Origin of the sequence: Lutibacter citreus (assembly GCF_003260195.1) — a bacterium.
Classification (GTDB): Bacteria; Bacteroidota; Bacteroidia; order Flavobacteriales; family Flavobacteriaceae; genus Lutibacter; species Lutibacter citreus.
Window position 1 is genome coordinate 406,326 of sequence record NZ_QEIH01000003.1, and the last position, 14,387, is coordinate 420,712.

Genomic DNA, 14,387 nt, shown 5'->3' on the forward strand with positions numbered 1-14,387 from the left:
ATTACTCCGAGTTTACAGTAGTTAATATTTTTTTGAACAAGCCATATTGCACTAATCACTACAAACTAACCGCCATTATGAAATTAAAATCAAACATTATTTTATTTGGAATAATTATTATTGGTACAGCTCTTTTAACAATAAAATTTACTGCTAATAAAAATGAAAAACCCATTTCAAAAGTAGCTATGAATGTTATAAAATGTACTCCTCAAAAGTATTTATTGGATTATATAGATTCAACAAAACAAATTTCACCTCTTTTTAAAAATTTAGGTAATCTACATTTTTCTGTTACTGCTAATTTAGAACGATCACAAGCATTTTTTGATCAAGGATTAAAACTATCATACGCTTTTAATCATGCAGAAGCACATCGTTCTTTTGTGGAAGCTTCAAGATTAGATTCTAATTTGGCAATGGCATATTGGGGACAAGCTTTTGCTTTAGGTCCAAATATTAATGATCCTTTTCCAACTGAAGAACGAAAAATTGAAATAAATAAAGCGCTATTACAAGCCCAACAATTAGCTTCAAAAGCAAGTTTAAAAGAACAAGCGCTTATAGAAGCCTTGTCTAAAAGATATAGTAATGATTTAACAAAAGATGTTGCAGAATTAAACATGGCTTATATGCAAGCAATGACAAATGTTGTTGCTAGATTTCCTAAAGATGCAAATATTCAAATTTTATATGCAGCAGCTATTATGAATACTGTTCCTTGGAATTATTGGGATAAAAACGGAAATCCATCTCCAAATATAACCGAAGCGAAAAAGGCTTTAGAAACAGCTATGGAATTGAATCCCGAGAATCCAGGCGCACATCATTATTACATTCATATGGTAGAACTTCCTTACCCAGATTTAGGTGAGAAAAGTGCAGATAAATTGGGTTCTTTAATGCCCGGAGCAGGACATATTGTTCATATGCCTTCCCATATTTATATTAGAGTTGGTAGGTATTTAGATGCTGTAAAAGTGAATCAAGCTGCTATTTTAGCAGATGAAGATTATATTTCTCAATGCTATTCACAAGGATTGTATCCTTTAGCATATTACCCTCATAACATTCATTTTTTATGGTCTGCATCTAGTTTGCTAGGTAATAGTGAATTGGCTATTAATGCAGCTAAAAAAACAGCTGAAAGAGTACCAATTGGAGAACTTTTAGAATTGCCATTTTTACAAGATTTTGCTTCAACGCCTTTGTTGGCTTATACTAGATTTGGTAAATGGAATGAAATTTTAACAATACCAGCTCCAAAATCTGAATTTAAACATCTAAACTTGATGAGACATTATGCCAGAGGTATTGCTTTTGTTAGAAAAGGAAATATTAAAGAGGCTCAAGAAGAATTAAATGCTATTGAAACACTTAAATCTGATCCAGAATTAGCAAACTTAATTGCTACACCAAACAATCCTTCATTAAGTGCCGCGAATATTGCTTTTGAAGTTGTTGCAGGAGAATTAGAAGCTCTGAAAGGAAATATTGAAAAAGCAATTAGTCACCTTAAAAAAGCTGTTGTTTTTGAAGATGCTCTAGTTTATACAGAACCTGCTGCTTGGCATATTCCTACAAGACAAAATTTAGGCGCAGTATTACTAAGAGCTAAAAAATATGAATTAGCAGAAAAAATATTTAAAGAAGATTTAGAGGTTCTTCGCCAAAACGGATGGTCTTTAATAGGTTTACATAAAAGTCTTAAAGCCCAAGGGAAACTAAAAGAAGCTAAATTAATTAAACAAGAATTTAATGTTGCCTGGGAACATGCAGATATAGAAATAAACAATTCTGTATTATAACTTGTCTTTTACAAAACAAAATAGGAGAGAGGAATAAAAGAAGGGAAAGTTATTATTTATATGTCAATTTTTAAATAATCAATAACATCTAACATTGAAGAAAAAATATTATTGGCTAAAGAAAATCTTAAATCTGTTTTATCGTAAGGAATTACTAAAGTGTGCATTGTGGCTGCTTTTGCAGCAATTAAACCAGTAATGCTATCTTCAAGAACCAGACAACTTGCAGCATTAACTCCTAATTTTTCAGCAACTTTTAAATAGATTGCAGGATGTGGTTTTCCATATGCTTCATTATCTGCACTGCAAACAACTTTAAAATAATTAGCAATAGAAAGTCGGTTAAAAACGGCATTAATTATTGGTAAGCTAGATGAAGTTGCTAAAGCAATATTAAAATTATTTTTTGTAAGAAAAGTTAAAAGTTCATATAAACCTTTTTTAGCCTCTCCTTTTGTGTTTATTAAATTAACAACTGCAGTAATAATAGCTGTTTCAAGTATTTTTGGGTTTATAGTTAATTTATGTAATTGACACCATATTAAAGCTACATCATCTATCCTTTTACCCATTGTATATTTAATACAATCCTCTTCAGAAATGGTAATATTGTAAGTAGAGAGTATTTCAATTTGAGCTTGTCTCCAAAATGGTTCAGAGTCAATAATAACTCCATCCATATCAAATATAAATGTATTTTTTTTCATGTTTAAATATTAAAAAGGAGGTGTAAATTTTTATATTTTACTTTTTTAAATAAGTACAAATTCTATTCAAATGTATAACGTTGCTCTTCTGTTGAAGAAGCTTTTAATAATTGATGAAATTTACTTATAGAATTAAAATCTTGAGTAATTTCATTAGATACCGCAATTCCAGAAATACCCGTTTTTAATATCTCCGTAACGTCTTTTGTAGTAATTCCACCAAACCCAATAATTGGTGTTTTGGTTTTTAAGACATCAATAATTGCTGCAAAACCATTTAAACCTAAAACCTCACTTAAATTTTCTTTAGTTGTTGAATAATTAAAAGGACCTAAACTAATATAATCTATTTCTTTACTAATTAATGTTTCGCAATCTTGTAAGGTATTTGCGGTTCCACCAATCATTTGCCAAGTGTATAAATGTTGTCTAACTATAGTAGGACAGGTATCTGTTTTTGCTAAATGAACACCATCTGCTTTAATTTCTTTTGCTATTTTATAATAAGCGTTTAAAATTAATCTTGTTTGAAAATGAGCAGTAATCTCTTTTGCTTCATTAGCAAATTTCAAATACTTTTTTTCTGAAATATTTTTTAAACCTATTTGCACTAATTCTACACCAGATGAACATGCTTTTTGTATATTTTCTAAATGCTCTTTTTTAGAACTTCCTTGAGATATATAATGTAATTTAGGAATCATCATAATGTCTTAATTTTTTTTTGAAGTATTATTGTTGTAAGGAAGTGTAAATTATTATTTTTTCTAAATAGAAACAGTTTTTGGATGTTTCATAAAATAGGATTCTAAGCGTTTTAAAATTGGTTGCATTTTTTCAGAGTATATTACAAACTGACATTTAGTTATACCTTGAGTAATTGCCATAGTTGCAGTATATGCAGATCTTTGAGATAAAAACTCAGCATCGTCTATATTAAAAATCTTTAACTGAGAAGTATTTACACCATTTAATAAAAACAACTTATTCATATTTTTAGGTGTAGAAATAAGGATGTCCTGACCTTCAAATATTTCTGATTTTTGCACATCAATATGTAACTTTTCATCACATAAATAAACGCGTAATGAATTATATCTGGTATATTTTATAAAGGTTTCATATAATTCTAACGCACTATCTTTATCTTCTACTAAAATAATAGCTCTTGGAGCTGTTCCAACGGCCTCGCATTTTAATTTTTGTAAGGTAGTAAGTAAAAGTGTGGTTGTTTTACCACTATTTTTTGGAGCTGTACAATATATATTTGCACCACTTTTTATTATAGGAATACTTGCGCTTTGAAAAGGAGTAGGAGTACTTATTTCTAGAGTTTCTAGTATTTCTTTTATATAGGAGTGTAATTTTTTAAAAGGCATAGGAATAAAGTGATGATTATTTAGCGTAAATTCATAATAATTACGGCAAATATACAACTAAATTGACGTAATTTATTTTTTCTATGAAGGCTATTACTGAAAATTATTTTTTATAGTTCAATAATAAAAATTCAAGAAATAATAAAAAGTTAATTGTTGAATTTTAGTTTGAAGCTATATAAAGACATTTTAATTTTATTAAACAATAAACCTTTAAACATACCTCAAATTCCCTTTTTAATACTAATAAATTATGCACCTTTCAGCGTAAATTTGTTGTAATATTTATAGAAAAAAACAATTTATAGAACATAAATAAAGTAATAATATTGTTTTTTAATATAATACGTTGATTATTAATGATAAAGTGATGGTGTAAAATATTCTACAAGTGTAATTCCAATAATGTAAAAACGTTATAACCTGTTAAATATATTGAAGTAAAACAAAAGGGGGAAATTGTAATGTTTTGAATAAAAAAACGACTTTTAATTATGTAGCTTTTTTATGTAAGTCTCTATTGAATTTTAAATATTATCATTATAAAACCAACGTAAAAAATCTTTTATTTTAACAGTTCTGTTCCATTTTTAAAAATGACATCATAAATTATGAAAACTCAACATACATCTTATTCCATTTTAGATCTAGCTTTAGTTTCTAAAGATCATACACTAAAACAAACCTTTAATAACGCTCTAGAATTAGCGCAACAAGCCGAAGCATTTGGTTATACACGTTATTGGTTGGCAGAACACCATAATTCACCTAACATTGGGAGTAGTGCAACCTCAATATTAATAGGTTATGTTGCCGAAGGTACAAACACGCTTCGTATTGGTTCTGGAGGTATTATGTTGCCAAATCATTCTCCATTAATTATTGCTGAACAATTTGGAACATTAGCATCTTTATATCCAAATAGAATTGATTTGGGTTTGGGTAGAGCACCAGGAACCGATAGAGAAACCGCGCAAGCAATTCGCTCTGATTTTATGCAAGCAGCTCAATCTTTTCCAAATGAATTGGAAAAAATAGAGACATATTTTTCAAAAGAAAATGCAAATTCTAAAGTACGTGCTACTGTAGCCGAAGGAATTGAAGTTCCTATTTATATATTGGGATCCAGTACAGATAGTGCGCATTTGGCAGCAAAAAAAGGATTGCCTTACGCATTTGCTAGCCACTTTGCAACAACTCATTTATGGCAAGCTATAGATATTTATCGTAAAGAGTTTAAACCTTCTAGCCATTTAAAAAAACCTTATGTGATGGCTGGGGTAAATATTATTGTTGCAGATACTGACGAAGAGGCTGAACGTTTGTCAACATCTTTAATCCGTATGATTGTTGGAATATTTACAGGGAAACGAGATTTTGTACAACCACCAACAGCTATGACTAATGAGTTTAAAGAAGTACTACAAAACCCTCAGGTTCACCAAATGTTAAAGTATTCTTTTATAGGTAGTAAGGTAACAGTTAAAGCTCAAATAAAAGAGTTTATGGAGCAAACTAAAGCTGATGAACTTATTGCCGTTACTAATATTTATGCCATAAAAGATAGAATACGATCTTATAAATTATTTGCAGAAATTATGAAAGAGTTGAGTTAAAACATAGTAACAGTATATACAAAAAAGAGACGATTATAGTAAAATTATAAACGTCTCTTTTTTTATAAAACCTTTTTTTATTAATACAAATCACTTAAAGTTCTTAATAAGTTCGACTTACTCATAAATAATTTATATTCTGTATCAATTCTTTTTAATTGGTTTTCAATCAATTTAATTTCTCTATAATTTACAAGAAATAAAGAACCTTCTCCTAGGATGAATTTTCGTTCTTCACTATTTACAAGTTTTTTATAATCCGTTACAAGATTTATTAAAATTTGATATTGCTTTTTGTAAGAATTTATTTCTTGTATTGTTGCAGAAATTTTATTTTTTAAATTGACTTTAGTTGCAGAAATATCAAAATTGATATCTTTCAATTTTAATTTTGCTAACTTTAAATCTGCGCGCTCTTTCCTTAAAAAGAAAGGAAAACTAATATTTAATCCGCTTTTATAATTTGTGGTATTTAATGAGTTTAGATTATTATAATCGGAAGTTAAAAAATTGTATTGTAAGTTAACTTCAGGTAGTAAGTTGTTTGTTTTTAGCTTTTTATCAATATTTAAAATTTCTTTTTTAAAATGAAGTTCTTGTAATTTAGGGTGTTGTTCTAAATTATTGTTTAAAATAGAACTATTTAAAACAATATCTATTTTTCGTATTGTATTCACATCTGGATTAATTGCTTTTTCTAATTCTAAAGGCAAATTATTATCCAACCATAAATAATTAGAAAGTTCTAAAGTTGATTTTATATATCCAATTTTTGCCTTTTCTAAATCTAACAATCTATTTTTTAAATTAATAGAGGTTTCTAGGGTGTCAATTGCAGGTTTGTCTCCTGCTAAAAAACTTTTTTTTACAATTTGTAACCGTGTTTCTGCATTTACAAGATAATCTTCATAAATTAATTTTGATTGATAATTTTTTAACCAATTAAAATATGAAATAATTGCACTATATAAAACATCATTTATAATTAACTGCTGTTTTGCTTCAGCTTGTTTTGTATATAATTTTGCTTGTTTTAAAGTAGCCATACGTTGGTTAATTAGTAATCCTTTTGCTAGTGGTACAGATATTCCTGCACTGTACAAACCTTTGTCGGGTGTTGTTAATTCTGGATTTAAATAATAACCATCATTCTTTTCATAATTTGCTTTTAGCTCAATACCATACCAAGTTGGAATCTTAAAAGAGGTATTTAATTTATTATAATATTCGGTTTTTTTAAATTTTTTACTATTGTAATCAACTTGTAATTTAGGGTCAAAAGCACCTCTAGATTTCAGCAGTTTAGTTTCGCTTTCAGTAGTTATAAGTTGTGCCTGTTTTACTATTGGATGATATTTTTTCACAAAACCTAAATATTCTACTAATGTTAAAATACGATCATTTTCTTGCGAAAAGCCTATAGAAGAACTTAAAAAAAATAATAAAATAAAAATTCTTTTCATTATGCTTTCTTTTTATTATTTGAATATTTAGTGTTGTTGTTTGGTTGATAAAAGTTAGGAGGAAAGCTATTTATTAACCTCCATAATTCAAACCAAATAGGAACATTATCTAGCAGTGCAACTGTTTTTGCTCCAGATCCAACACGAATTGCTTCCGGCCAATTAACATCATTTTTATCTGGAGCTAAAAGCACACGATACTTACCATTATTGCTAATAAAATTCTCAATTGCTACAACTTTAGCACCATAAGTTCCGTAGGAAACATTAGGCCATCCACTAAACACAATAGCTGGCCAACCATCAAATTGAACTCGAACATTTTCGTTGGTATGAATAAGTGGTAAATCTATTGGTCTAATGTACATTTCTATTGCTAAATCATAGTTTGAAGGCATTATGTTTACAAGTTGTTCACCTTCTTTAAAAGTTTCTCCTACACCAGATTTAATAGCCTTATTTATAAAACCATCTTGCGGTGCTGTAACATATAAAAGGCTATTACGTTTTTTATAATTTGCAAGATTAGTTTCTAATTTAGAGACTTCTGCTTCTGTATCAAAACCGCTTGATTGTGCTGTAAATAAATTACTTTGTGCTTTAGCTAATTTGTCTCCATAGGTTGCACTTATTGTTGAAATTGAAAGCTGAGAATTTATCACCTCATTTTGAGTACTTAAATACTTATTTTGTTGAGAAATAAGTTTAGCCTCTGCTTCTTGTAATTTGGCACTCTTTTCTTCTACATCTTTTACCGCTTTTAAACCTTCTTCATGTAATGAAACAGTTCTGTTATATTGCGTTTTTGCAATTTTAGCTTTTATTTTAATAGCTTCTAAATCCATACTATCCGTTTTTACTTTTAAACGTGTTTGTATTAATTTATTTTTAGCTTGTTTTAACTTTAAAGCTCTTTCTTGTTGTAATGCTAAAATTTGATTTCTAGAGGCAATAACTTTATTTTTATAAGCCTCTACAGATGATGATTTAGCTGTAAGCTGATTATCTGTTCTTTCTGCTAATCTTTCATCAAAATAATCACTTTTAACTTCTGAAATGCGAATAATAGTATCTCCTTTTTTTACAAAATCACCTTCTTGTACAAACCATTCTTCAATACGTCCAGGAATTTGAGATTGTAAAGTTTGTGGCCTTTGATTTGGTTTTAAAGTAGTAACATTTCCGTTGCTTGTTATATTTTGTGTCCAAGGTAAAAAGAGAATTACTACCAAAATGATAGAAAAATAGAATAAAAAACGCTTAAAACCTTTATGATATTGTTTTGAAAATATTTCTTGACCAGATTTAAACGATTTAATATTTATATTTTCTGAAACTTTATTATTTGAAATGTTTAGCATACTTATATTTTTTCATAATTAATAATAGTCCCATTTTTTAATGTAATAAGTTTATTGCATTTAAGTTTCCATTTCTCATTATTACTAATTATAATTAAGCTCCAATTTTGTGAACTATCGGTTAAAAAGGCAAGAATACGTTCTGCTTCATCCTTATGGAATTGATCTAAAGGATTTTCTAGGATTAACATTTTTGGTTTCTTCATGATTGCTCTTGCCAAAATAATTTTTTTTGAAACTGTGTAAGGAATTTGCTTTCCTTCGGGATTTAAAATGGTATTTAAACCTTTAGGCTGTTGTTTTAAAAAATCTGTAAGACCTACATCATAAAATGTTTTATAAATATCTTCATCAGTAATCTCTTTATTTCCAAAAGTTATATTTTCTCTAATAGTACCTTCAAAAGGAGTTTCTTCAGAAATTGAAATTCCTAATTTGGCTCGATATTCATTAATAAATAAACTTTCAATTGAAAGATTATTTATATAAACATGTCCTGAATTTGGTAATTTTAAGCCAGTAACGAGCTGCAATAAAGTTGATTTTCCAGAACCACTTTCACCTCCAAGTAAAATTCTATCTTTAGGGTTTATTGTAAAAGATATTCCATTTAAAATAGGGTTATTCTTTTCCTTTGTTTTATAAATTACGTCATCAAATTCAACTGTAAAATCTAAATCATCTTTAATTAATTCTCCTTTTTGAGATTCAAGTGGTTTATCTACAATTTGTCCTAATTTCTCAATTGAAGTAAGCACATCATAAAAGGACTCTAATCCTAAAATTAATTTTTCAACAGAGTTTATTACTAAAAGAATAATAATTTCAGCAGCAACAAATTGACCTATATTCATACGCTGATCTAAAACTAAAAAACCTCCAATTAATAATAAACCAGCGGTTATTAATACCTTAAAGCCTATCATTTGGGCAAATTGCAACACTAATATTTTAAAATGATTTTCGCGAGAGTCTAAATAATCACTAACAAGGACATCACTTTTTTGTAAGGCTAAAGAGGTTCTTCCTGAAAGTTTAAAGCTAATTACAGCTCTAGAGATTTCTTGTAACCAATGTGCTACTTTATATTTATTTTTAGATTCAGTTAAACTAGTATCTAACCCTTTTTGAGCTGTGAATTTGAATAAAATAAAAATTAAAATAATTAATAAAAATCCAAAAAATATAAAAAATGGGTGGTAAAAAGAGAGTAGAATTAAAGCAAATATAATTTGTAATAATGCAGAAGGGACATCTATTAAAATTTTAGACAATCCTTTTTGAATGGTTAAAGTATCAAAAAAACGATTTGCTAATTCAGGAAGGTAATAATCATTTAATTCACTCATTTTTATTTTTGGAAAACGATAGCTAAGCTCAAATGAAGCTTTTGTGAAAATACGTTGTTGAATAGTTTCAATAATACGCATTTGCATTAGTTTTAAAACACCTGCAAAGGCGACTCCTGCTGTTACTAATATAACTAATACAATCCAAGATGCTGATACTTGAGCACTTTGTAATAAATTAATAATGGCTTGAATTCCTAAAGGTAAAGATAAGGTTACAATACCTTCAAAAATGGCATAATATGATACTTGATAAATATCTTTACGTTCTAATTCTAAAAGTCCAATAAAACGTTTCCAAGGAGTTAAAGTGTTATTTTTCATTAAGTAATAATAATTTAAGTGCTAAATCTGTGAAAAAAATGGTTGGTGTATTTTTTGAATTACAATTTGTTATAGATTTAAAATGAGTTTTCATAAAATGTTGATGTAATGCACCTTCAATAATTGTACTTGCTAAACTTAAATTGTAGTTGTAAACATTATTATATGATGAAATTATCTCTGATAAACGTGTAACTACACGTTTGTACGACATAAAACAACCGTCTTTATTTTCGGTATCTACATTTTTAGTTAAATATGATTTAGAATTTTCATTAATAACAATTTGGTTTAACAAAACTTCATTAATATGACTAAAATTAGTATCCTCTTTTGTGGTTCTTGTAACTATTTCGATAGCCTTTTTTAACTTTTCTTCATTATTATTAATACTATATGTTTCAAGAACAAGTTGGTATTCTATCCAGCTCCAATACCAAGAAGTAAGATAAACTAGTAACATATGTTTACTTTCAAAATAGCGATATATAGAACTTTCATTAGAGCATATAAGTTTTCCTAATTTTTTAAAATTAAAATCTTCAAAACCAATTTCCACTATTAGAACAATGCTATTTTCAATAATTTTCTTACCTAAAGTGGATGATTCTGGATCTTTTAAATAAATTCCTTGAGGAATTTCTATTTTAATATTTGATAGTATACTTCTCATAATTAAAACTATTAAAGGCAAATATAATAGTAATACTATTAATTATGAAAATATTTTGTTAAAAATTATTATTTGGTTGAATAACATTATAAAACTGTATCGAGTAAAAGGATTGTGAAATTTTTAATATTATATCTAAATTACCTAATGCATAATGGCTTTATAAAAATTAATACGCACTTGTTAATGGTATCTTTTTAATTAAATCAGCCTTTGATTTTTATACTTAAAAAAGTAAATAAAAAAGAGATTCGTGGATCTTGTGAATTTAATGGTAGAATAAAATAATTGTGAGTAAACATTTATTTTTCTATCAAAAGAAAGAGATTAAGTGTAAAGTATGTAATAAAAATAAATTAAAAATATTTTCTTATATTTGAGATAACCATTAATATTTCAATGGTTTATACTTCCCCAGAATAAGCAACGGTACTATATTTTATAATTGTAAACAATTTTTAAATATAATTATTACTGATAATCAAAACAAAAATATTAATCATATTCCTTTAATATGAGGTATTTTTTAAATTCTAAAGATATGAATCAAGAAGCTATAGACCTTGTTATTAATAATGTGAAAATATTATTATCTAATGATAAGATAGAGGAATCAATTGTTATTTTAAAAAAAGAATTTGCACCGATATCTAAAGATCTCAGTACTCCCATTATTTTAAACTCTGGAAGTTTTAAAACACTAAAAGCAAATCATAATTCAGAACTTATCAGTGAATCCGATTATAAAGTTAACCGTGCTAAACTTAAAAGAAACCTTTTAGGAATTATGGATATGGTAGATACAGAGCTAGAAACGCTTCGTATTATGGATTCTTTTAAAACAATCTACACCACAACTTCCAAAGAAAATTTAGAAAAAATTCAAGGTCCAAATAATACATTGGTGCCAATGAGCTGGGTTTATAAAGCTATTGAAGTTTCAAAAAGTGTGTGTCAAGTTATTAGAGCAGATGGTACAAAAGGAACAGGTTGGTTATTAGAAAATGGTTGGATGATTACAAACCACCATGTAATACCTAATGCAAATCTTGCAGCAACTTCTAAAATAGTTTTTGATTATGAAGAAGATATACATGGATCTAACAGAAAAACTAGTGAATTTAAGCTAGATCCCAAAGGTGCATTATTTAGTTCTTTATTAAAATTAGATTATGCATATATTAAGGTTATTGATAACCCCGCAAACCCATTGAAGAAATGGGGACATTTAAAAGTAAATATTTTTAGCGAGCCTCAAATAGAGCATTTTGTAAACATTATTCAACATCCTTTAGGAGAAAAAAAACAAATTGCCTTAACCAGAAATAATATTGTTGCAATAGATAATGAAAAAATATTCTATAAAACAGATACAGAAAAAGGCTCTAGTGGTGCTCCAGTATTTGATGCAGATTGGAATGTTATTGCTTTACATCATGCAGGTAAAACAGAAGAAGATGGAGGATTAGTTGTAAATCAAGAGACAGGCAAAAAAATGGGAGCAAATGAAGGTATTCTTATAAAATTTGTAATGGAAGATATAAAAAGGCAACAAGGAACTAGTGATGTTGCTAATACAGATATTAATGAAGATGAAGAAGTGCATTCAAATTTACAAGCATTTAATTCCAATAAAGTTATAACACCAGAATCTTTTTTAGAAAAAGCAAGAGCCCAAATTTCAGATGATCCAAAAACACGTTTAACATTTTTAGTTAAAACATATCTGGCAGAACCAGACTGTGTTATTGATATACATACACATATTTTTGATAAGCGTTGTCTATCTATAAGATATATATTATTAAGAATGCTAAAATCTGTAGCATTAAGTAAAATGGGGATTGAAGCTGTGGAGCAAGAGACTCAAAAAATGGAGTTACTTATAAAAGAAGAAGAAGAAATTTATGAAGAAATATCACAAGGCATGGATGATTCTGATGCCGATTGGGAAAAATTAGAGGCAGAACTTGATAAAACAGTAGATATATATGAAAACTTTGAAATTTTTGGATTTGATGTAAAAGAAGCTCTTCAAGTTCTTAGAAAGAAGAACATGGCTGAAGTTCTAGACTTTTATCATGACAAATATGCAATTACAAACTTACCTGAATTTTCAAACAGTAAAATGGTTATAGGTATCTTACAAATGGATTTAGAGACAGGGTGGGGAGGAACTCCAAGACGTAATTTTAAAGAGCAAATTAATGATATTAAAAAAATTAGTAAAGAACGTGCCATAATACCATTCTTAGCTTTAGATCCAAGACGTGCAGATGCAAAAGGAAAAGATGAAAACTTATACGAATTATTTTTAGATGTTTTCTCAGATCCAAACACACCGTTTTTTGGTGTAAAATGTTATCCTTCTTTAGGTTATAAGCCAACAGATATTAGATTAGATCCTATTTTTAAAATTTGTGCTGAAAAAAATATTCCTGTGTTAACGCATTGTGGAGGCGAAACAGTTTCTACATTTAAGAAAACAATTAGAATTAAAGATAAGAAAGGGTATCATAATTACAAAATACCAGGTAAAAAAAGAAATGATAGGGCTCGTTATTTAAATGAGCCTGAACATTGGGAACCAGTTCTAGAAAAGTATAATAACTTAAAATTAAATTTAGGTCATTTTGGGGGTGATGATAATTGGTTAAACTTTGGAAAATTTAATAAAAACACAAGAATTGAGCGCATTTTTAAAATGATGAAAAACCCGAATTGGAAAGTTTATGGTGATTTTTCTTTTAATCTAGTAGAAGACAATTTATTCAAAAAGTTTAAAGATGAATTAGACAAACAACCTGATATTGCTGCAAGAACACTTTATGGTACAGATTATTGGGTGGTTTTACCTGCGGGTGATTTACTGCAAGAGCAAGATAAATTTTTAAAGCAGCTAAACAACCATAAGGCTGCAATGCTTAGAGATAATACCTTAAAATATTTATTAGATTAAAAATTATGGATACTAAAACATACATTGAAAAATTAGAGCTTATAAAAATAGATTCTAGAATAAATTTTACGGATTATAGTAAATTTGAATCTGATACAAAAACACCAAGTTTTTTAAACTATAAAGGACTTAATTCTTTTACTGAAAACGTGTCTAAGCAGTCTAGAGAAGATGTGCTCAACTCCATGTTGTTAGCACAAAGAGCTGCTACTAAATCATTTCCAGAAGAAACACAAATGGCAGATTGGTACACTATGTATTTTGAAGTTTTACAACGTTTGGGATGGCTCATTAGTCAAAAAGATTTTAACGCCCTTGGAGAAGAAGCAAATGCTTTAGAATTAGATAAGGCTATTTTTTCATTGCTAAAAGATTTATTAACTGGACAACAAATAAATGTACTTTTAAAGTCTTTAGATCTTTTAAAATCTTTAGGTGAAGATGATAAAAGGTTGGTAGCTTTTGAGCAAAATACATTAACACATAATCGAGGAAATTTTCAGTTGGGTTTGGCAGAAGAGTTAAATGGTAATGTGTCTATTTTAGGTTCTGGATTTATATTAGAATCTAAGAAAAAAATTAGAAGAATCTTGTTTGTGAAATTTGGTAAAAATGTAATGAAAATGAAGCTTCATTTTTTTAGAGCAGAATTAGTTACTTCCGCTTATGCTAAAAATAGAGACTTTGTGATAAAAAAATTAGGAAATTCAGAGCAGTACATTGCATCGTTAGACATTTAATTAAAAAT

11 protein-coding genes are annotated in these 14,387 nt (G+C 28.0%); 4 read left to right on the forward strand and 7 right to left on the reverse strand.

Annotated elements, in window-relative coordinates; genetic code table 11:
- The first annotated feature begins 77 nt into the window (after positions 1 to 77).
- Positions 78 to 1,808, forward strand: coding sequence for a tetratricopeptide repeat protein (locus DAD81_RS07900; protein ID WP_111707711.1), 1,731 nt, complete (start codon positions 78 to 80; stop codon positions 1,806 to 1,808).
- 56 nt (positions 1,809 to 1,864) lie between these two features.
- On the opposite strand, the gene hxpB is transcribed toward DAD81_RS07900, so the two are convergent.
- The 3 genes from hxpB to DAD81_RS07915 all read right to left on the reverse strand — a co-directional run bounded on the left by hxpB (position 1,865) and on the right by DAD81_RS07915 (position 3,894).
- On the reverse strand, positions 1,865 to 2,515 hold the full coding sequence (gene hxpB, locus DAD81_RS07905) for a hexitol phosphatase HxpB (RefSeq protein WP_111707712.1): 651 nt from the start codon (positions 2,513 to 2,515) through the stop codon (positions 1,865 to 1,867).
- 62 nt (positions 2,516 to 2,577) lie between these two features.
- Positions 2,578 to 3,222 (reverse strand): thiamine phosphate synthase, encoded by a 645-nt coding sequence (locus tag DAD81_RS07910; RefSeq protein WP_111707713.1) that lies wholly within the window; start codon positions 3,220 to 3,222, stop codon positions 2,578 to 2,580.
- 60 nt (positions 3,223 to 3,282) lie between these two features.
- Entirely contained in the window at positions 3,283 to 3,894 is a 612-nt protein-coding gene (locus tag DAD81_RS07915; RefSeq protein WP_111707714.1) for a DEAD/DEAH box helicase, read from the reverse strand.
- 611 nt (positions 3,895 to 4,505) lie between these two features.
- Here DAD81_RS07915 and DAD81_RS07920 point away from each other — a divergent pair.
- Positions 4,506 to 5,510 (forward strand): LLM class flavin-dependent oxidoreductase, encoded by a 1,005-nt coding sequence (locus tag DAD81_RS07920; RefSeq protein WP_111707715.1) that lies wholly within the window; start codon positions 4,506 to 4,508, stop codon positions 5,508 to 5,510.
- Between the two features lie 80 nt (positions 5,511 to 5,590).
- Here DAD81_RS07920 and DAD81_RS07925 read toward each other — a convergent pair whose 3' ends face one another.
- The 4 genes from DAD81_RS07925 to DAD81_RS07940 are packed head-to-tail and all read right to left on the reverse strand — an operon-like array spanning position 5,591 to position 10,680.
- Positions 5,591 to 6,973, reverse strand: coding sequence for a TolC family protein (locus DAD81_RS07925; protein ID WP_111707716.1), 1,383 nt, complete (start codon positions 6,971 to 6,973; stop codon positions 5,591 to 5,593).
- Positions 6,973 to 8,334, reverse strand: a complete 1,362-nt coding sequence (locus DAD81_RS07930; RefSeq protein WP_111707717.1) for an HlyD family secretion protein — start codon at positions 8,332 to 8,334, stop codon at positions 6,973 to 6,975. Before DAD81_RS07930 ends, DAD81_RS07925 begins: the two co-directional genes overlap by 1 nt.
- A 2-nt stretch (positions 8,335 to 8,336) precedes the next feature.
- The gene (locus DAD81_RS07935) at positions 8,337 to 10,007 is read right to left on the reverse strand and encodes a peptidase domain-containing ABC transporter (protein ID WP_111707718.1); all 1,671 of its coding nucleotides are present in this window, start codon (positions 10,005 to 10,007) and stop codon (positions 8,337 to 8,339) included.
- Entirely contained in the window at positions 9,997 to 10,680 is a 684-nt protein-coding gene (locus DAD81_RS07940; RefSeq protein ID WP_111707719.1) for a TetR/AcrR family transcriptional regulator, read from the reverse strand. Before DAD81_RS07940 ends, DAD81_RS07935 begins: the two co-directional genes overlap by 11 nt.
- A gap of 514 nt (positions 10,681 to 11,194) precedes the next feature.
- Here DAD81_RS07940 and DAD81_RS07945 point away from each other — a divergent pair.
- Together DAD81_RS07945 and DAD81_RS07950 are read left to right on the forward strand one after the other, a co-directional pair.
- Entirely contained in the window at positions 11,195 to 13,639 is a 2,445-nt protein-coding gene (locus DAD81_RS07945; protein WP_111707720.1) for a trypsin-like peptidase domain-containing protein, read from the forward strand.
- 5 nt (positions 13,640 to 13,644) lie between these two features.
- Positions 13,645 to 14,379, forward strand: coding sequence for a hypothetical protein (locus DAD81_RS07950; RefSeq protein ID WP_111707721.1), 735 nt, complete (start codon positions 13,645 to 13,647; stop codon positions 14,377 to 14,379).
- Positions 14,380 to 14,387: the final 8 nt, after the last annotated feature.